Consider the following 19,035-nt stretch of genomic DNA (forward strand, 5'->3'; position numbering starts at 1 on the left):
AATTCCAATCAATCGTTCTGTGCACAGAGCCGTTCGATATAGGCGCGCAAACGCGCGACACCCTCGGCAATTCCATCCTGCGCCGGAAGGCTCTCAATAAAGGCGTCCACATAGCCGCGTTCCACAATGCGGCGCAGCGTCCACATAAAATTGATGTCGTAGATCCACATGAGCCGCACAATCTTGCGGTCACCGTGCGTACGCAGACGATAGTAGTCCGCCTGTCGTCCCGCTGCGAAGTCCGCCACAAATTCGGGGCTGACCTCCTGCGCCGCATCCGACGGCACGAAGTTCGGCGCCTTCTCCGCCCCATCGGGCGAGAGAAACGGCAGCAGCACGCGGTAGATGTCGAGCTTGTCCGCGTCGCGAATCAGCTTCGCGAAAAACAGCTTTCGGTCATCGTCCGTCGGCGCAATTTCCTTCTTGTTGTGGTGCTTGATGGCAAAGCGCACAACATCGGCATCCGCAGGCGTGAGCCGCTCCAAAAAATCTACGTCCTCCGCGAGCACCTTCAGCCCGAGCTCTGCGTGATCCTCCGATGCGGCATCGTTGAACGTCTGATAGACGGCGTACTGCCGGAAACGTCCCACATCGTGAAAGAGTCCGATGATCTCGGCGAGTGCAGTGTCGTGCTCGCTGCATCCAAGATGCTTCGCAAGTGCACGCGCATTCGTCGTGACATAGCCCGTGTGAATCTCTTTGAGACGAATCCCGCGCATGACATCGGGATCGTCCGTGCGGAAGGAACGCATATAGTCGTTCATCCATGCATGCATTTCATGCAGGAGTGCTTTCATCTGCGTTCCTCCTTTCACATACTATCATCTTCGCGCGCCTGATTCGCCCTGCCTCAGCAAGTCCGCAGCGGAATTCGGCGCATCATCCCTGCGATGCAGGCACATAGCTGTCGTCAAAATCTGTTGCAATGAGGGTCGCCTGTACCTTGCCCTCCATCCCATCCTGCACGACGAGTCCCACGATGACGTTGACCTCGGAATGCGCCGTTTTATGGATGTAGTGCACCGCCTCATCGACGTCACGCAGACTCATCGCGGGATCGCCTGTGAGGTTCAACACGACACCGCGCGCGCCCGTTACATCGCGGTCGAGCAAGGGACTCTCGATTGCCTTGCGTACCGCCTTCTGCGGCGTTTCGTCTGTGCCGATGGCAAGCAGGGCATCGCTCGATGTACTCTGGCGGAAGATCGTCGTCACATCGGAGAAGTCGACGTTGATAACACCCGTCGTGAGAATCAGCTCTGCCACGCATCCTACCGTCTGCCGCAGCACCTCATCCGCGAGGGAGAATGCGTCAACAAAGGACAGATTACGGTCGGGTGCGATCTTGAGCAAGTTATCGTTGCGCATTGTAATAAAGGCATCCGTATATCCCTGCATTTGCGCAATGCCCGCCTGCGCTGTCTGCATCTTGCGCGCCATCTCAAAGTGGAACGGCATCGTCACCACGCCAATGGAGAGAATACCCATATCACGCGCAATCTCTGCAACAACAGGTGCAGCGCCCGTGCCGAAACCTCCGCCCATCGTCGCCGTGATGATGACGAGATCCGAGCCCTCCAGCATGGCGCGGATCGCCTTTTCCTCCATGCGCGCCGCCTGCTCTGCAATCTCGACCCTGCCGCCCGTGCCGCGCCCGTTCGTCAGCTTCTCACCGACGGGCAGCACCGTGATCCCCTGTTTGTGCAGGGTATTCAGCTGGCGCATATCGGAGTTGATTCCGACAAGTGTGATATCGAGATCGTATTTCTCGCGCACACAGCGCACGATATTGTTGCCGCCGCCCCCAACGCCGACCACCTTGATCGTGATTTTCGGTTTGATAATTTCAGCTGCTGGCATGGAAAACTCCTTATCGAAGTACCAACACATAAATCTTCTGAAAAGCTACTGTCCCGACCGAAATTTTGTACGTTCCGGCATCTGCGTCATCAGGGCACCGCCGAGGAGGAGCACGCAGCCCAGCATCTGAACGCCGCTCATCGTCTCGCCGAGGACGATCCACCCCGCCACGGCGGCAAACACTGCCTCTGTCGACATAAGGATCGCAGCCTGCGTCGGCTCTACATACGCCTGTCCAAGGATCTGGCAGGTGTATGCGACGCCGCAGGAGAGAATGCCCGCGTAGAGAATCGGTACAGACGCATGCCATACATCCGCCCACGCAAAGCTCTCATAGATCGCGGCGAGAACAGCACTGCCAAGCGTGCAGACAATCATCTCCATAAAGCACAGCTCGATGGCATCCACCGTCCGCGCAAAGCGGTCGATGAGCAGAATCTGCGCCATCCAAAAGAAGGAGCAGATCAATACGAGCAGATCGCCCGTATTGATCGTCATCTCTCCATGTGCAGAGAGGAAGTAGACACCCGCAAAGGCAAGGAATGCACCGCACCATTGGAGCACGCGAACGCGCTGTCCAAGCAGGACGGCAGCGAGCGGAACGAGCACGATATAGAGCGTCGTGATGAACGCCGTCTTTCCCGCTGTCGTATAGAGGAGCGCGACCTGCTGCAGGGTCACACCAACGAACATCGCAAGCCCGACGGGAAGCCCCGCACGAAAGCCCGAGCGGAATGTTCCCGCGCGCCGCTGATCGGCGCGCTTGCCGCGATAGGCATACCAGAGCGCCCACATGAAGAGCGTGCCAAGTGCAAAGCGGCATGCCGCATAGGTATATGGGCCAAGACCCTCCATACCGAGAATCTGGGCGACAAAGGTCGTCCCCCAGAAGAACGATGCCGCAAGCAGCATCAGATTCCCGCGCAGGTGCATCAATCAGAGCACCTTCGACAGGAAGCTGCGCGTACGCTCCTCCTTCGGATGTTCAAACACCTCGCGCGGCACGCCTGACTCGATGATGCGTCCCTCATCGACAAAGAGCAGACGGTCGCCCACCTCACGGGCAAAGCCCATCTCGTGTGTGACAATGACCATCGTCATGCCATCATTTGCGAGTGCTCGCATGACATCCAGCACCTCACCGACCATCTCCGGATCGAGTGCCGAGGTCGGCTCATCGAAAAGCATGACCTTCGGCCGCATGGCAAGGGCGCGCGCAATCGCAACGCGCTGCTGCTGTCCGCCTGAGAGGTTGTCGGGATAGGCGTCCGCCTTCTCCGCAAGCCCTACGCGCGCGAGGAGCTCCCGCGCCGTCTTTTCCGCCTCACCCTTTTCGACGTGCTTGACCTTCATCGGTGCGAGCATGATATTCTCGAGCACCGTCATATGAGGAAAGAGGTTAAAGCGCTGGAACACCATGCCGACCTCTTCGCGCACCTTGTTGATATTTGCCTCACTTGAGAGGGTAATGCCGTCGACGACGACCTCGCCCGCCGTCGGCTCCTCAAGATGATTCATGCAGCGCAGGAGTGTGCTCTTGCCCGAGCCAGAGGGACCGATAATAACGACAACTTCTTTTTCCGCAATGGAGAGGTCGATGCCCTTCAGCACCTCATCGGCACCGAACGCCTTGCGCAGACCTTTAATTTCAATCATGAACGCGATACCTCCGCTCCAGATATGCGACAAAGCGCGAGATCGTCAGCGTCATCACGAGATAGATGACGGCGACGCTCATCCAGATTTCAAACGAGCCGTACGTCTTTGCGATGATGAGCTGCCCGCGGCGCGTCAGCTCCTCGAAGCCGATGACCGACACGAGGGACGAGTCCTTGAGCATGGCAATGAACTCATTGCCAAGCGGCGGAATGACGCGCTTGAACGCCTGCGGTACAATGATGTAGCGCATGGTCTGCAGCCACGTCATGCCGAGCGAACGCCCCGCCTCCATCTGTCCATCGTCAACCGACTGGATGCCCGCGCGAAAGATCTCCGCCACGTACGCGCCGGAGTTGATACCGCAGGCCGAGATTGCCGCGATGAACGGATCGATGCGCTGTCCCGTGATGACAGGCAGCGCGAAGTAGAACAGAAAGATCTGCACGAGCAGCGGCGTCCCGCGGAAGAACTCTACATAGACCTCCGCAAGCATGCGCAGCACGCGCAGATTCGAGATGCGCGCCACCCCCACGATCAGACCGATCACAAAGCCGATTGCCGTCGACAGCACCGTGATCTGTATCGTGACCCCCGCGCCGATGAGCAGCAACGGGAATGAGTTGACGACGAGATTCATATCAAAAGTCATAAGTCCATCCATTCTCCCCGTAAGAATTTATGATTATCTTGCATAAATAGCCGTTCTTCATATTATATTTCAATCACAGAGCGCTGTCAATAAATTCAGGCTCTTTGTCATCCGCTATATTATTTTAGTTCACATTCCCAAACCTCATGATACATCTCTCTGCTGGTATCCCACTCATTATAGAGTTCGCTCTCCACCAAATGAAAGCCAAACTTGGCATAGAGATGACGTGCCGGTTTCAAAATATCAAGCGTACCCAAGAAGAGATGAGCATATCCCTTTTCTCTGCAAAAATGGATTGCCTCTGTCAGCAGCTTGTTCCCGAGCCCCTGCCCCTGCACATCCATATCCACACCGAACCAGCGCAGCTGCGCCCTGTCCACACCCTTTTTGATGACGGCAATATCGCCGACAATCTTCCCATCCAATTCGGCAATCCACATTTGATTCCCTTCTAAATCATCATAGATTTCCGCCATACCGCGCAGCATCTCCTGCTCGTATAAACCGTTGAACTGATATTGCCGCTCATACAGCTTGTATTGAAAATAGCAAATTTTGCTCGGATCTCCCGCCTGATACGTACGCAATGAAATCTCCTGCTTCATCATCCCAACTCCCATTCCAATTCAAAAATGAATGAAATTGCCCCCATAAGCAGGTTTTTATAACCGACTTATGGGGGGCAATATACAAATCAATCAAAGCGATTACAGCTTCTTCGACAGCTCTTCGATGTTATCGGACATCGCCTTTGCCTCCTCGACCGAGGCGCTGATCTCCTTCATATTCGCCGCCTGATTCTCGATCAGACCGTTGATCGACTTGATGCGCTCTGCAATGTGCGTCGAGGCCTTCTCCATCGAACCGAGTGCCTCGAGGATCTTGCTCGCAGCATCGCGGCTGCTGTCGGCGAGCTTGCCGACCTCCTCCGCGACGACAGAGAATCCACGCCCCGCCTCGCCCGCACGCGCCGCCTCGATGGAGGCGTTCAGTGCGAGGAGATTCGTCTGCTTCGAGATCGTCATGACAAGCTCGGACATCTTGAGCGTGTTCTCCGTCTGGCTGCGTGTATCCTCCGCCGCCTGCGTGATCTCCTCCTGCACATTTGCGATCTCAACCGTACGCTCCGTCGTCTGGCTCACACTCGTCGTGATTGCGTCGATCGACTCGTACAGGCTGCTCAGCATCGTCTCAAGTTCGCCATAGAATTTTTCCTTGCGTTGCGTATTCACCTCGAGCTCTTCCTTATTCTTCTTATCCGCATCAATGTCGACGAATACACCGATGATCTCCTCAGGATGTCCGCTCTTGTCACGCACGACATTGCCGGACGCATGGAACCAACGGTAGCTGCCGTCGTGCACCTTCAGGCGATAGTCCGCATCGTACGGCGTGTGCCCGCTGAGATCCTTGATGCATGCCGTAAAGGAGCTGAACGTCCCCTCCACATCATCCGGATGGAGGCGCGAGCTCCACGACTCGATCGTATTTGGGAAGTCAGACTCTCCACGGAAACCAACCATGCGGCGGAACTCATCCGACCAGATCGCATACGCGATGCTGAAGTCCGGATTGATCTTCATATACCACATGCCGGATTTGACGGCCTCATTGACCGTACGCAGACGGAAGCGCTGATACTCGAGCTCCTCGTTCACGCAGTCGATCAGAGCATTCAGCTCAGCTGCATACGGCTCGCTGCCACGCAGTTTCGCAAAGAGCTCATTCTTCTCATGTCCTGCAACGATCTCCTGAATCGTGCTGGACACATCCTGTGCGCCTTCTGCACCGCCCATATTCTTGTCAAGCATTGCATTCCCTCCAAGTAAACTAACTCCCAATATTGGCTTTATTGTACCATATCAGGACACATATGCAAGCGCGACTTGAGAATTTATTGCATTTTATATTGAACGAGAAAGGACAGCCACATCAATTTACATGCAGCTGCCCTCATTTTGTAAGTTTCGACGGATAATTAGAAGCTCTGCTCAACGCCGATCATGAAGTTGCGGCCGGGCGCCGTCCACCACTGTCCGGCTCCTCCATAATTTACATTAGAGTACTCGGCATAGAACTGGTTGAATATATTGTTTGCCTTGAGATAGACCTTCGTTGCGTCAGCAATCTGATAGTTCATCGCAAGGTCGACAACCCAGTAATTATCAGTTGGGAAGAAGGGTCCCTGTGCAGCCGTCGTTGGACGTCCGGGACGCCCGATGATGCCGCGTACAAGGAGCGAGGAATCGAAGTCACGGTTGCGGTAATCCACACCGATATTCCACTGATCCTCCGGCAAATATCCGTTATTGTTCTTCGTCCCTGTTCCCACAGCATCAACATGGGTCTTGGTATAACCAACCCGTGCCCGTACATGGGAGTCAATGCGCTTCGTAAGCTGGAGTGACCAGCCATGTGCATCCTGATCATCAACATTTACATATTTACCAGCAACATAGTCAATACGATCCTTTGAGTGGCGCTTGAAATAGCTTGCCGTGAGGCTGAGGCCTCTGCCAAAATCACGTGCGATGCCGATCTCCTTCGTATTGCCGGACTCCGGTTTAAGATTGGGATTGCCGTGATTCCCCCATGTGCTCTTTCCATACAGCTGATATGGTGTCGGCGTGATGAAATATCCGGTATATGACATGTAGGCATGCGTCATCGGATCAATGTCATAACCGAGGCTGACACTCGGGCTGTTGTGACTGCCGAATGCAGAGTTGCTGTCATGACGAATACCTGCCGTGAGTTTCAGCGTCGGAAGAATACTCCACTGATCCTGCAAGTAGAAGGAACGGTTGATGATCGTACGATCATCAACGCTTCCTTTAATTTCGGTATTGTCCTTCGTAAAGTCAAATCCTGCTGTCACAAGATGATCGCCAAGCTTCTTATCAAATTGGTCACTAAATTTCCATGTCCAAACGCTGAAATTATATGGATCACCTGTCGGGGGAGACCATGCCCCAAACGTGAGCAAATCATAATCGTATTTGCTGCGGGAAACACTCATCTGGTTCTTCATCGTATCGTCAATCTGGACATTCCAAACCAGGCTGCCGTCAAAGTGATCATAGTTCCCCTTATTCGCAGGATATGCCATCTCATGACGAGCCTGATACTGATCCGAATCCTTGTAGGAACGGAAATTAAGGGCAAGATAGGACGCCTTGCTCAATGCCTTGCCGAGATGAAGATTGACCGAGTCCGCATCAAGTTCAGATGGGATCTTATTTCCATGCGCATCCTTGAAGTCACTGCTCTTGTCCTTCTGATACTTAATACGCCAATCCCATCCGGCCGCAGCGCCTTCATTAGCGATGCTGTACAGCTGACGTCCATAGCTGCCGTAGCCGACGCCGAGTGTCGTCTTCACCCTCTGGGCTTTCTTCGTGATGATATTGATGACACCGCCCTTTGCGTCCGAGCCGTAGAGCGTCGACGCCGAGCCGTGCAGCACCTCGATACGGTCGATTCCGCTGAGATCTTTCAGCGCCGATGCAAGGGACGCTCCCGAACTGCCCGCATAGTTCTGGCGGACACCATCCACGAGAATGACGACATCGCTTGACCCATTGATATAAATATTGTTGCTGTTATTATATCCCGCCGGTCCATATTGGTTGACCGTAACGCCCGGCACATCGCGCAGCGCCTGCGTCAGATCAGCATAGTGCCGGCGCTCAATATCCTTTCCGGTAATCACCGTGATGTTGGCATTCGCCTTCAGTTCCTTGTTGGGTGTTCGCGTTGCCGTGACGACGGTCTCTCCGAGCGAATGCTCACCTGCACTGAGATCCTGATCTGCGGCGTACGTTTGCCCCCCCCCCACGGACAATGTGCCAAGGGTGAGCGCCGCTGTTACAGCCAAACGGATACTCTTTTTCATCTTGAACTCCTCCTAAAGTTTCATCCTACTACGAATCCATTCTTATGTCACTGTCGGCATGGACTCCAACAGGCAAAAGCATTTACAAATCCCCTAAGGCAAAACGCTGCATACGCAGTTTCTGATCCAAGTCCACGCGCGAGTGCTGCAAAAACTCGTGGACGAGATAGTCCGGCTGAACTGTGTCCAAAATCCACCGTGCCGCCTCTGTCCGAAATGGCTCATGCCGATCCACGTGCAGGACATAATCCATCCCCTCTCTCCAGCTAAGGGAGCGATGCGTGCCTTGATGGCGGCGCATCATCTCACGTGTATACACGCCGGAGAGTGATTGGTGCAGATGAACGCCATAGATGCGCCTGCCCACCTCGCCAAGTTCACGATAGACCTTCAGCACATAGGCAGCCCCCTCCGCCTCGCTCTTCAGATTGAGGTTTGTGTTCATCAGATGCCCCGTATCCAGCATAAAGCCCGTATCGGCATAGTTCACCTGCTCGAGCAGCAACGCAGCAAGATGCGGCTGACGGAAGGTCAGTCCCGGCCACCAGAGATTTTCAAAGAGGAGTCTGCATCCCTGCGGGATTTCGATGGCAATCTCGTTGACAAGTTCAATCGTCGCACGAATGACATCCTCATCCGACGCAGAAAACGCCCGCGTATACATCTCGGACGTGCGATTGTGGGCAACGTGGAAGACGACATAATGCGGCGTACATTCTGCCGCCTGCCGTAGATTTTCCTTCCACGCCTCCACCCAATCGGCAACATGCAGAGAGCCATAGTAGGAGCATACATTCTCCTCGCTACCGAACTCCTCCAAGAGCGCCGCGCGATCCCCGCGCCAAAAATCCAGCCACGACGGCCAAAACATGAGATGGACGCCCTTGATGTATGCCGCCGGAAACATTGTACGATCCCACGGCGCACAGAGCATAAACTCAATGCCGTCCAGCCTGTGTGTGCACAGAACCTCTGCGAGTGTATCCGAACTGTTTTGCAGCAAATTCTCCACATCGCAGTCCGCATTGGAGAGATTCGTCAGTGTAAGCATAAATGCCCCTAGAACTTGCAGCTGTAACTGAGGAGATAGTTGATCGGCGCAACGTAATACGCCGATCCGCTGTGCATCGTGGTGTCGTTGCGGTCGAGCACGTTATCGATGCGAAGGCTGATCTCACTGTGATCATCGGGTGCATAGCTTGTGTTCCATGTCGTGAGCAGATACGGCTTGCAGCGATACGATGGTTCATCAGACGGTGACTGAACACGGTCAGCGAGATAGGAAGCCGTGAGCGCGGAGGTCCACTTGCCGCGCTGATAGCTCACACCGCCCGTCAGCTGAAGTCGCCCGAAGGTGCGATCCCATCCAATCGCCTTCTTGTTGTTTTTCGTCTCCGGATTCTGCCATGTCACGCCCCAGTTATAGGAAAATCCGTGCGATCCGCGAATCTCATTGGAGAGTTCCAATCCAATGTTGCGGAAGTCCTCATTCGTATACTGATATTCCGCACGTCCGCCCCCGCGATTTACTTTTGCTGTGATATTGTCCGCAACGCGCATATGGAAGAGCGCTGCCTTCCATGAATGTCCGTTATGATTCTGCTTCCACCCAATTTCATAATTGACGCCCTTCTGCGGGCGCAGATCGGGTGCTGCCATCTGGCGATCGTTGTTGGGGTACATCTGGGAAAACGTCGGCATGACAAAGGATTGACTGATGTTCAAATAAAGGCTGTTTTCGGCGTTGAGCTTGTGCAGCCACTGTCCCGAGGCACTGAGATTATGATAGTTCTGACTGCGTGCGGCACCCGTCGTCCATGTTTCACGCAGCCCGAAAACACCTGTGTTTTTCTCATTAAAGCGCTGCTCCCATTGACCGAATACCCCCCAGTTATTGCGTGTATAACGTGCATGATCAGCACTCACCGGCGTGGCGAGTTCCGCGTAGACCTCATGTACGAGATCAAATCCAAGGATCGCAGTTGCCTTCGGATTCACCTGCCACGTCCGCTGCAGGTCGATGCCGTACGTCGTGTTCTTCTCGCGCGAATGATACCGACCGTTCGGTGTCTTTTCCCCTGTTTTGCTGTTAAAGTAACTCGGTCCCATAAATTCAAGCGTTCCGGTATTAAAGAAGAGGCTCCCCTTCCAGTCCGTGTCGCGATAGTTGAGCTGCGTAATATACTGTTTCGTTTCATACTTACGCTGATTGTACAGCGCTCCGATACGGATGTGCTGCATACGCGTTAGTGCGTGCGTATTATCCACAGCAGTGACCGTCCGCTTGTATTTCCCCTCCGTCTCATAGTACCCCATCTGGAAATCAAGACGCGGATTCACATGATAGGTCACGCCCATATTCTGCTTGAGGATATCGTAAACATCTGTACGCGTCTGTCCATGAAATCTAGTCTGTGTGTACTCCGTGTAACTCACACCGTCCCTGTGTCCGAACTTATCGTAGTTGTAGTAGAAGCCGAATTTATCATCGCCGATCGTTACGCCGTAGCTGCGCTGTCCATAGTTGCCGAAGCCCGCGTGCACCTCATTGGCATGCTTTTTCTTCGTGATGATATTGACAACTCCGCTCATCGCCTCACTGCCATAGAGCACAGAGACACCGCCCTTGACAACCTCAACGCGCTCAATCTCACTCGCTGGGATTTGGTCGAGGTTATACTTGCCGCGCCACGCAATCGGATTGCCGTTCATAAGGACGAGTGCGCCGCTCTTGAGGCCTCGCACATTGACTTCGTTCGTCATTGCTCCCATCGCTGCACCATTGGGGCCAAAGGACTTATAGACGAAGCCATCGACCTTCGAGAGCACATCTGCGGCGTTCGATGCGCCGCTCTGTTTAATGTCCTCTGCCGTGACCACTGTCGTCGCGGCGGGCACATCGATATCGCGCTTCTTCGTACGTGTCGCCGTCACAACGACCTCACCGAGGGAGTAGGTCGGCATCAGTTCATCTGCTTCTCCCCCCGTATGCGCCGTCTCCGCCGCATAAACCTGCCCCGTCATTGCTGAGAGCGCGACTGCTGCTGCAAGAAATTTCTTGTTCCACATCTTCATTGTCATACCTCCATATCAATTCAACTGAAAGCGGAACGTCTTTGTCCAGACACCCCGCCGACCATTGTCTCCCGGATTAAACTGAAACCGCCAGCCGGCAGCGACTGCCGCTCGGTCCATCGCGCGATACCCCGATGAGGACGCGACATCGACTGCCTCCACGGAGCCGTCTGCTGCGACAAGAATCTTGATCGTTACCGATCCCTCGACATCGTCGTCGATGAGTTCCTGCGGATACTCCGGCCGTGCCTCGGCACGCAGGCTCGCCTCCACGCGTTCCTGCGGCGGAGCGGCACCGAGCCCGGGGTCGTCCCCACCATCTCCGCCGTCACCAACGCCTATGCCTGCACTGGAGGCACTGCCCGCACCAGCAGAGGAAGCGCTGCCGCCGCCATTGCTTTCCGCTGCTGCCTGACCGGTGGATGCACCCGTCACTCTGCTCTGCACGGCACGCGATGCGTTTTGCACAGGACGCTGTTCCTGCCGTTCCTCCTGCACGACAGATTTATCCTGCAAGACGATGTCATCGGGGAAGCTCACAGCAGGTGCGGCAGGCGCAAGATCATCACCCGCCGAACCGCCCGCATCCCCGCCCCCATCATAGAGGAAGACGTCGATCGGCGGACGATGCACGGCGGTTGGCTCTGAGGCAGAGAATAGCCCCATTGCCGCCGCAATCAGGAAGAGCACGAAATGCAGCCCGAGGGAAAGTCCGAACGCCTTCCTCTGCCCGTAGTTTTCGATCATATTCTCTTCCATTTACATCGCCGCCTTCATATGTCTGCGCAAGAGATACAGGAAGTAGGGCGTGCCGATGAATGCGGTCATAATTCCGACGCGGATCTCCATGCCGGGGAGCAGAATGCGCCCGAGAGAATCACAGAGCACGAGGAAGACCGCCCCCGCCAAGAGGCTCGCAGGAAGCAACCTCCGATGATCGGGGCCGATGACGAGCCGCATCATATGTGGTACGACGAGCCCTACAAAGCCAATGTTGCCGCTGATGCAGACCCCCGCTGCCGTTGTGAGTGAAGCAAGTACAAGGAAGAGCAGCCGGAACGCCGTCACAGGCATCCCTGCCGCGCGTGCCTCCACCTCACCAAACGCGAGCAGATTGAGATGCCGCGCGAGGAGCACCATGATGGAGGCACCGATGCCGATCGGTCCGATGCCGAGCAGCACGTGATCCCAGCGGCGGTAGTCAAGACCGCCGATCGTCCAGAAGAGATACTGCTGCATCTTCTGCTCGTTCATCACCGTGAGGATCGCCGCCGTACACGCGGCGAGAAACATGCCCACAACAACGCCCGAGAGCAGGAGTGTCATGACGGGAATGCGCCCGTGCCGCATCGACAGGGATACAGTAAGACTCACTGCAAGCATGGAGCCCGCAAAGGCAAAGGCGGGCAGAGAGAGCACGCTGCCCGCCGTCACCCCGATGCCGATCGCGAGCACGGCTCCGACCGAGGCACCGCTCGACACGCCGATGATGCCGGGATCGGCAAGCGGGTTGCTGAAGATGCCCTGCAGGACAGCGCCCGAGACACCAAGCCCCGCGCCGACCATCATGCCGACGAGCGTGCGCGGCAGGCGGATATGCCAGAGCACCGCCTCCTGCTCGGGTGTTACAACGACATCCGTGAGGATCGGCAGACCTGCCGCATGCGCAAAGGAGGCAATGACCGCCTCCATCGGGATGTCGTACTGCCCCGAGCTCATGGAGAGTACGACAGCAAAGAGGAGTGTGCCGACAAGCGTGCAGAGAAAGAGCCGTGTTCCGTAGATTCGTTTCACTACAACGCCCCCCTCCCCTCATCTGCCGTACCGAGGATCACGGAGAGCAGCTGAGCTTTCTCCGCCCCGCCTTCCTCTGCCTCCGTATAGACCTCCGCGTGATGAGTCACGGGATTCTCCACCACACATACGGGCGCGCCATACGCGCGCGTCAGGAGTTCATCCGTCAGCACCGCCTGCGGCATGCCGTCCGCGAGAAGCGTCCCGCGCCCGATCAGGAGGAGGCGCGAGCAGAAGCGCGCGGCGAGACTCAGCTCGTGTGCAACGAGCAGGACGGTCTTGCCCGCCGCACAGAGTTCACGGCAGAACCGAAAGATCTCCTCCTGATAGATGATGTCCAACCCCGTCGCCGGCTCATCGAGAAAGAGCACTGGCGTCTGCTGGGCAAGCACCTTTGCGAGCAGAACGCGCTGCCGCTGTCCCCCCGACATGGCGTGCAGAGGCTTTTCCGCAAGCTCCAGGACGCCTGTATATGCCATGCATGCCTCGGCAATCGCAAGATCGTCTGCCTTTTCCTGCCGCCACCACGAGAGATAGGGATAGCGCCCCGCGAGCACGATGTCGCGCGCCGTGTAGTCGAACGTCATCTCCACATGCTGCTGCAAATATGCCGCACGGCGTGCAAATGCCTTTGCTTCGAGTACTTCGATATCCTCGCCCATGAGTGCGGCAAAACCGGAGAGCTTTGGGAGGATGCCGCGCAATGTCTTGAGCAGGGTGCTCTTGCCCGCGCCGTTCGGCCCGATCAGCCCGACCATCTCGCCTGCGCGCACGGTGAACGACACATCTGCGAGGATGACGTTCCCGTTGTAGCCCGCATAGAGTGCTTCCGCGCGGATCATTTCGCTCAAATGGAACCTCCCCTCTTCATCACTCGACTGCCGAAAGATGCTCATCCTCGGACTGCTTGAATGCGTCTCCGTAGACACGGTAGGCAATCTCCTGAACACCGAAGACAAAGTCCTGTGAGCAGTTGTAGATATATCCCTCGAACGGCTCGGCGAACGCCTTCGTGCGGATTGCCTTCATCGTCTGCAGGGACGGATCGTCCAGATACTCCCTGCGGAATGCCGCAACATCATAGTTCCCGTGATCGTTGTACGTCGGCAGAAAGAGGATGTCGGGGTCAATCTGCACGAGCTGTTCCTTCGTCATCACCTGAAAATCGCGGATGCCGAGCTCCGCACGTCCATTGATGACACCTGCATAGCGGCATGCCTCGTCGAAACTGCTGCCAAGCCCGCCGTAGCCGCCCATGAGGGAGATGAGGACGACCGTCTTGCGCTCCGTCTGCGGAATCTGTGCAACCTTGTCCTGAATCTCCGCGAGCTTTGCATCCATCATGGAGAGCAGCTTCTGCCCGCGCTCCGGTTCCCCTGCCGCCGCTGCGAGGAGCGTGACTGTCTCGCGAATCTCGGTGAGATTCCGGGCGCCCTTGCAGACGACAACCTTCAGCCCCGCCTCGCGCAGGGACGGCACCATCGTGAGGTCGCCCCAGTCCGGAACGACGACGAGGTCGGGCTGTAGCGCCATGATCTCCTCCACCGTTGGATTCCCGATGCGCTGCGGGATTGCCTTGGCGAGCTCCGTGACATTCGAGCTCACGGGGTCATCAAGCAGAGTGTTGACAGCCGCCATGCGCTCCGGCTCGACGAGGCCGAGCATCGTCTCATCCGTACTCATCGAGAGCGTGATGATACGTTTCGGCGGCGCAGGGAAGTCGATCTCGGTGCCCTCGATGTCCGTAACCGTATACGCCGCAGGCTGCTCCTGTGCGGCATTTGGTGCTCCGCACGCCATGAGCACAGTACAGAGCACGCAGAGGAAAAGCAGCGCAATTCTTTTCTGGATCACGAGCGTTCTTCCTTTCTATGTTATTACCTGTGAATTATATCACAAAAATATTACATGAGGACACCTCTATGAAAGTATAATCTTTCGGCGCAAAATATTTCCATTCCACAGGCGTTCCTCGATGTGACGCGCCCCGCGCAGTCCCATAAAGGGATTATCTGTCAGCTGCAGGAAGTCCTGCACAGGATAGGCAACCGGAAAATATTCCGCTGTGCGCGGGTCAATGTGTGCAGATTCATTGCTGCTGCCGAGCAGGAGGCCGCCGTCCATCCCCGCGAGGAGTTCCTGTATGCGCAGGGCATCGGTCTCACCGAGCACTTCGTCAGCAATCTTCTCTGCCCCCGCCTCTACATGCTCCGCCGCAACGACGAGATGGAACACGTCTGCCCACTCTGTACGCAGTGCCTGCGCGAGCCCCCAAGCTGTAGATGCAGGCGCGCGGATGACCGCCGTCTCATAGCGGAGCTCGCCCCAAAGCATCTTGCACTCATTGATGCGCAGGAAGTCCTCGCGTGTCACACGGTCGATCTCTGCCCCCGCTGCATCACCGTGCTGAGGCGGCAGTGCACGCGCAATCTCCCGCATCCAGCGCTGCGTGCCCGCGCGTCCATAGGGCGGAAGCGGCGCGATATAGGGCATTCCGTACAGTTCTTCAAGCAGCTGCGCGCTGCCGCGCCCCAGTTCTCCGTGCACAACGATGTTCAGCGCCGCCTGTGTGAGATGCGGAAGGTCTTCCGCACTCATGTCAATGCCAAGAACTGCATTCACCACATAGCCCGCCGTCTCAAGCAGACGCACGAGCTCGCGCGCATCGTTCCCGCCGTTGTAGTAGGCATCCGTCATCCCAATCAGATTGACCGCATGTGCCTGTACTTCACACCGCTCCGCGCTCAGCGTCTGTAATGCCGCGCGTGCCGCCTTGTCCCAGCCGTCTGCAAAGCTTCCGGCAAGTCCGCTGCTGTCAAGCGCAACAACGGGACAGGCGAGCCCTGCCCCACGCGCAATCGCCTCAATGTCGTCGCCGATCAGCCCCGCCGCGCAGCTGCTGACAATCGCGAGCAGCGGGGGCGGCTGCTCCACATACGGGGAAAGAGCCTCCTGCAGATACTCCTCCGCTCCGAATACGATCGCATCGTTATCGAGCTGCGTGCAGATCATACGATGAGAGATTGTGCTCTGACTGTGCTCAATATGCCGCATGGCAAAGTAATAGCACCAGAGAGGGCCGTTGACCACAATGACAGCATCTCTGATCCCCGCAAAGAACGCCGACGCGCCCGCGAGCGCGCAGGTGTCGGTATACATGCAGACATCGTCGAAGGATTTTTCCCGCTCACCCATAGATCAGCCCTCCCCTGCTCTCATGGCGGTGCAGTATCTGCCGCATATCATCCAGCAGCCGCCGCTCCATCGACCAGCCAACCGAGGGCAGGAGTGCGAGAAAGAGCTGCCGCAGCTTTGCATCGACGAGCTCATGCGTTGTGAGGACAAAGTCTGCCGCATGCAGCAGCTCATCCGCACCATCAGTCCCCTCATAAAAGACAGGAGCATCCGTCAGGCGGCGCACTTCCTCCTCCATCACGGCGCGCCGCTCAGGGAGGAAGCAGTCGAGCAGAACGACGCCATTCAAAAGGACACCAGCCTTGCCGAGGAGGCGCAGAATGATCTCCGGCTGGAACCAACTGAGATCGCGCCCGATCGCCAGCGCACAGCTGCGCCCTGCGAGATCGGTACGCGCCTTCTCCACAGCAGCGGCAAAGGACTCCTCCTCTTCCGCAATCGCTCGCTCCGCCTCTGCCTCCCGATGGCAGAGCGCACCGACACGGCGCAGCCAGAGCTTCGTCTCCTCTGCGCCGACGGCGTAGACATCGGCGAGATACGCCGTTCCGAAGCGCGCCTTCATATGCGCAGCAAGTTCAATGAGCTGCGCCTGTTTCTCGTCATCCATGCGCCGCCCCAGGAGAATGATAAGCGCCGCCTCCGGCACCGCCTGCATCTCATCGAGACTGAGATAGGACGGGAACTGCGCCGTGACGCGCAGGTCGAGCAGCGAAAGCAACCGCCGCAGCTCGCGCGCATGCTCCCCGTGTATGCCGCCGCAGTCGCCGAGCAGGACGACCGTGCCCTCTCTCTGCTCCGTCGGCTGCATGAAGCGGTCAACAAGCGCACGCGCGGTATCGAGATAGCCCGCATAGTACTCACCGTCGAGGAAGCCGTGCGCCGACACCGCCGTGACGGGCAGACCGAGCTCCGCCTCCATCTCCTCGGCAATCGCCTTCGTGTCATCGCCGATCACGCCGCTGACGCAGGAGTTTGCGATAAAGACCGCCTGCGGACAGTATTTGTCCACGGCAAAGCGAATGCACTCGCGCAGCCGCTCCTCCCCGCCGAAGATCGCCTCGCTCTCCCCGAGCCCGCTCGTCAGGAGCGGCACAGGCGAGAGGCGCACGGATGTCCCCGCCGCAGTCAGGCGGTGAAAGCTGCTCACATCCATGCCGTGCGCAATGTGCGCACAGGGGCGCGGACTGTGGAAGATGACGACAGCGCCGCGCACAAAGGACAGCGCACGCCAAACGCCCGGCATGCCACAGCTGCAGTTTGTGCGGCGTATGCCGACGCGCTTAACCTCAATTCCCATAGCGCTCCACCAGCTCCTCGAGCTCCTCGAACTCCATCGGCGTCGGCACGGTCAGCATCTCGTTCGTATCGATTGCCCGTGCGAGTGCAACGTAGTGCTGCGCCTGCTCCGACTCCGGCGCGTAGGCGATGAGCGTCTGCCGATGAATCTCCGCCTCGTGCACGCTACGCGAACGCGGAATGTAGGCGATGAGCTGCGTGCCAATGCGATCAGCAAAGGCGGCGAGGAGTTCCTGCTCGCGCAGTACGTCCCGCCCGTTGCCGATGATCCCGCCGAGCTTCACCGCACCGCGCGCGGCAAAGCGCTGCACGCCCTTTGCGATATTGTTCGCCGCATAGAGCGACATGAGCTCACCCGATGAGACAATGTAGATCTCTTCGGCATAGCCCTCGCGTATGGGCACGGCAAAACCGCCGCAGACCACGTCGCCGAGCACGTCGTAGAGCACGACGTCGAGATCGTCAAAGGCGTGCAGTGCCTTCAGCCGCTCGAGCGCGACGATGATGCCGCGCCCCGCGCAGCCGACGCCGGGGTCGGGGCCGCCCGCCTCGATACAGCGCACGCCGTTCCAGCCCTCGTGCACGAGGTCTTCGAGCGTCAGCGCTGCCCCCTTTTTCTCGCGCTCAAGGTCAAGGATCGTGGAGGGCGCAATGCGCCCGAGCAGGAGTCGCGTCGAGTCGTTCTTCGGATCGCAGCCGATCTGACAGACGCGCCGCCCCATGCGCGAGAATGCGGCGGACACATTCGCCGCCGTGGTGGACTTGCCGATGCCGCCCTTGCCGTAGAACGCAATTTTCTTCATCATATCACCTTATTCCACAGCGGTGAGGAACTCGTGCCGCGACTGCCGAAAGTCGTCGCCGTAGAGAATCCACGCCGTCTCCTGAATACCATACACAATGTTCTGCGAGAGATTGTAGACGTAGCGCGCCCACGGGTGTCCGATCTGCCGCTCCCGCACGGCGGTCATCTGCGCGAGTGAGGGGTCGTCGAGATACTGCCGTCCGTAGTTCTCCTCGTTTGTCGCCCCGTCCTCGTAGCTAGGGAAAAAGAGGTAGTCCGGATTCGCCGCGACGAGCTGCTCCTTCGTCATCTCCTGCCCCATGCGGTTGCCCGCCGCAGCCTTGGCATTGATCGAATCCGTGTAGCGGCAGAGCTCGTCGAATGTGCAGCCCGCGCCGCCGTAGTTCACCATGATTGAGACGAGCGCAATGCTCTTGTGCTTCTTCTCCTCCGGAACTTCTGCTATCTTTGCCCGAATCTCCGCGAGCTTTTCCTCCATCATGCCGATGAGCTTCTCCCCGCGCTCGGGCTCTCCGACCGCCGCCGCAAAGAGGCGGATGTTGCCGTGAATGTCCTCCATCGTCGCGGCGGACTTACAGACGAGAACGGGCACGTTCAGCTCGCGGATCGCGTCAATGTTCTCGCGCGGCATCCACGGCGTCACGACGACGAGATCGGGACGCAGCGCCGCGATCTGCTCGACGGACGGACTGCGAACGATGACCGTCGGAATCCTTTCGCGCACCCACGGGATATTCGTATGCTCCGTATCGGCGAGCGACTCATTGATCGCCGCCATGCGCTCCGGCTCGACGAGGCCGAGCA

Annotated in this window: 18 protein-coding genes; all 18 read right to left on the bottom strand. The window is 57.4% G+C overall.

All coding sequences use genetic code 11. The features are described from left to right. Nucleotides 1-8: 8 nt before the first annotated feature. On the bottom strand, nt 9-797 hold the full coding sequence (locus HMPREF9163_RS00210; protein ID WP_009439593.1) for an HD domain-containing protein: 789 nt from the start codon (nt 795-797) through the stop codon (nt 9-11). 82 nt (nt 798-879) lie between these two features. Continuing rightward, the gene (locus HMPREF9163_RS00215; RefSeq protein WP_037345427.1) at nt 880-1,860 is read right to left on the bottom strand and encodes a cell division protein FtsZ; all 981 of its coding nucleotides are present in this window, start codon (nt 1,858-1,860) and stop codon (nt 880-882) included. Between the two features lie 45 nt (nt 1,861-1,905). Beyond that, complete coding sequence (locus HMPREF9163_RS00220) at nt 1,906-2,793, bottom strand: DMT family transporter (RefSeq protein WP_009439595.1); 888 nt, start codon at nt 2,791-2,793, stop codon at nt 1,906-1,908. 3 nt (nt 2,794-2,796) lie between these two features. Then, entirely contained in the window at nt 2,797-3,516 is a 720-nt protein-coding gene (locus tag HMPREF9163_RS00225; RefSeq protein WP_009439596.1) for an amino acid ABC transporter ATP-binding protein, read from the bottom strand. Continuing rightward, the gene (locus tag HMPREF9163_RS00230; protein ID WP_009655492.1) at nt 3,509-4,168 is read right to left on the bottom strand and encodes an amino acid ABC transporter permease; all 660 of its coding nucleotides are present in this window, start codon (nt 4,166-4,168) and stop codon (nt 3,509-3,511) included. The genes HMPREF9163_RS00225 and HMPREF9163_RS00230 overlap by 8 nt, the downstream gene beginning before the upstream one ends. A gap of 119 nt (nt 4,169-4,287) precedes the next feature. After that, nucleotides 4,288-4,776, bottom strand: coding sequence for a GNAT family N-acetyltransferase (locus tag HMPREF9163_RS00235; protein ID WP_198142756.1), 489 nt, complete (start codon nt 4,774-4,776; stop codon nt 4,288-4,290). Between the two features lie 102 nt (nt 4,777-4,878). Beyond that, a complete protein-coding gene (locus HMPREF9163_RS12675) occupies nt 4,879-5,982 on the bottom strand; it encodes a methyl-accepting chemotaxis protein (protein WP_009439599.1) in 1,104 nt (367 codons plus the stop codon). A gap of 167 nt (nt 5,983-6,149) precedes the next feature. Next, a complete protein-coding gene (locus HMPREF9163_RS00245; RefSeq protein WP_009439600.1) occupies nt 6,150-8,066 on the bottom strand; it encodes a TonB-dependent siderophore receptor in 1,917 nt (638 codons plus the stop codon). A gap of 82 nt (nt 8,067-8,148) precedes the next feature. Then, a complete protein-coding gene (locus tag HMPREF9163_RS00250; RefSeq protein ID WP_009439601.1) occupies nt 8,149-9,117 on the bottom strand; it encodes a TIM barrel protein in 969 nt (322 codons plus the stop codon). Between the two features lie 8 nt (nt 9,118-9,125). Continuing rightward, a complete protein-coding gene (locus HMPREF9163_RS00255; RefSeq protein ID WP_009439602.1) occupies nt 9,126-11,147 on the bottom strand; it encodes a TonB-dependent siderophore receptor in 2,022 nt (673 codons plus the stop codon). Nucleotides 11,148-11,156: 9 nt separating this feature from the next. Then, nucleotides 11,157-11,900 carry an energy transducer TonB gene (locus HMPREF9163_RS00260; protein ID WP_009439603.1) on the bottom strand — a complete coding sequence of 248 codons (744 nt, stop codon included), beginning with the start codon at nt 11,898-11,900 and terminating at the stop codon, nt 11,157-11,159. After that, on the bottom strand, nt 11,901-12,935 hold the full coding sequence (locus HMPREF9163_RS00265; protein ID WP_009439604.1) for an iron ABC transporter permease: 1,035 nt from the start codon (nt 12,933-12,935) through the stop codon (nt 11,901-11,903). It abuts the gene before it with no gap. Continuing rightward, nucleotides 12,935-13,777, bottom strand: coding sequence for an ABC transporter ATP-binding protein (locus tag HMPREF9163_RS00270; protein WP_037345471.1), 843 nt, complete (start codon nt 13,775-13,777; stop codon nt 12,935-12,937). Before HMPREF9163_RS00270 ends, HMPREF9163_RS00265 begins: the two co-directional genes overlap by 1 nt. A gap of 28 nt (nt 13,778-13,805) precedes the next feature. Beyond that, on the bottom strand, nt 13,806-14,735 hold the full coding sequence (locus HMPREF9163_RS00275; protein ID WP_232296648.1) for an ABC transporter substrate-binding protein: 930 nt from the start codon (nt 14,733-14,735) through the stop codon (nt 13,806-13,808). A 120-nt stretch (nt 14,736-14,855) separates the two neighbouring features. Continuing rightward, a complete protein-coding gene (locus HMPREF9163_RS00280) occupies nt 14,856-16,130 on the bottom strand; it encodes a nitrogenase component 1 (RefSeq protein ID WP_009439607.1) in 1,275 nt (424 codons plus the stop codon). Then, nucleotides 16,123-17,427 carry a nitrogenase component 1 gene (locus HMPREF9163_RS00285; RefSeq protein WP_009439608.1) on the bottom strand — a complete coding sequence of 435 codons (1,305 nt, stop codon included), beginning with the start codon at nt 17,425-17,427 and terminating at the stop codon, nt 16,123-16,125. The genes HMPREF9163_RS00280 and HMPREF9163_RS00285 overlap by 8 nt, the downstream gene beginning before the upstream one ends. Beyond that, a complete protein-coding gene (locus HMPREF9163_RS00290; protein ID WP_037345476.1) occupies nt 17,417-18,229 on the bottom strand; it encodes an AAA family ATPase in 813 nt (270 codons plus the stop codon). The genes HMPREF9163_RS00285 and HMPREF9163_RS00290 overlap by 11 nt, the downstream gene beginning before the upstream one ends. Before the next feature lie 9 nt (nt 18,230-18,238). Further along, nucleotides 18,239-19,035: ABC transporter substrate-binding protein (locus HMPREF9163_RS00295; RefSeq protein WP_009439610.1), on the bottom strand; the 797-nt coding region annotated here is incomplete at its 5' end.

The organism is Selenomonas sp. oral taxon 138 str. F0429 (assembly GCF_000318175.2).
In the GTDB taxonomy this organism is placed as follows: domain Bacteria; phylum Bacillota; class Negativicutes; order Selenomonadales; family Selenomonadaceae; genus Centipeda; species Centipeda timonae.

Coding starts and splice junctions, on each gene's coding strand:
- HMPREF9163_RS00210 (WP_009439593.1), bottom strand. CDS start 797: ATGAAAGCACTCCTGCATGAAATGCATGCATGGATGAACGACTATATG.
- HMPREF9163_RS00215 (WP_037345427.1), bottom strand. CDS start 1,860: ATGCCAGCAGCTGAAATTATCAAACCGAAAATCACGATCAAGGTGGTC.
- HMPREF9163_RS00220 (WP_009439595.1), bottom strand. CDS start 2,793: ATGCACCTGCGCGGGAATCTGATGCTGCTTGCGGCATCGTTCTTCTGG.
- HMPREF9163_RS00225 (WP_009439596.1), bottom strand. CDS start 3,516: ATGATTGAAATTAAAGGTCTGCGCAAGGCGTTCGGTGCCGATGAGGTG.
- HMPREF9163_RS00230 (WP_009655492.1), bottom strand. CDS start 4,168: ATGACTTTTGATATGAATCTCGTCGTCAACTCATTCCCGTTGCTGCTC.
- HMPREF9163_RS00235 (WP_198142756.1), bottom strand. CDS start 4,776: ATGAAGCAGGAGATTTCATTGCGTACGTATCAGGCGGGAGATCCGAGC.
- HMPREF9163_RS12675 (WP_009439599.1), bottom strand. CDS start 5,982: ATGCTTGACAAGAATATGGGCGGTGCAGAAGGCGCACAGGATGTGTCC.
- HMPREF9163_RS00245 (WP_009439600.1), bottom strand. CDS start 8,066: ATGAAAAAGAGTATCCGTTTGGCTGTAACAGCGGCGCTCACCCTTGGC.
- HMPREF9163_RS00250 (WP_009439601.1), bottom strand. CDS start 9,117: ATGCTTACACTGACGAATCTCTCCAATGCGGACTGCGATGTGGAGAAT.
- HMPREF9163_RS00255 (WP_009439602.1), bottom strand. CDS start 11,147: ATGACAATGAAGATGTGGAACAAGAAATTTCTTGCAGCAGCAGTCGCG.
- HMPREF9163_RS00260 (WP_009439603.1), bottom strand. CDS start 11,900: ATGGAAGAGAATATGATCGAAAACTACGGGCAGAGGAAGGCGTTCGGA.
- HMPREF9163_RS00270 (WP_037345471.1), bottom strand. CDS start 13,777: ATGATCCGCGCGGAAGCACTCTATGCGGGCTACAACGGGAACGTCATC.
- HMPREF9163_RS00275 (WP_232296648.1), bottom strand. CDS start 14,735: ATGGCGTGCGGAGCACCAAATGCCGCACAGGAGCAGCCTGCGGCGTAT.
- HMPREF9163_RS00280 (WP_009439607.1), bottom strand. CDS start 16,130: ATGGGTGAGCGGGAAAAATCCTTCGACGATGTCTGCATGTATACCGAC.
- HMPREF9163_RS00285 (WP_009439608.1), bottom strand. CDS start 17,427: ATGGGAATTGAGGTTAAGCGCGTCGGCATACGCCGCACAAACTGCAGC.
- HMPREF9163_RS00290 (WP_037345476.1), bottom strand. CDS start 18,229: ATGAAGAAAATTGCGTTCTACGGCAAGGGCGGCATCGGCAAGTCCACC.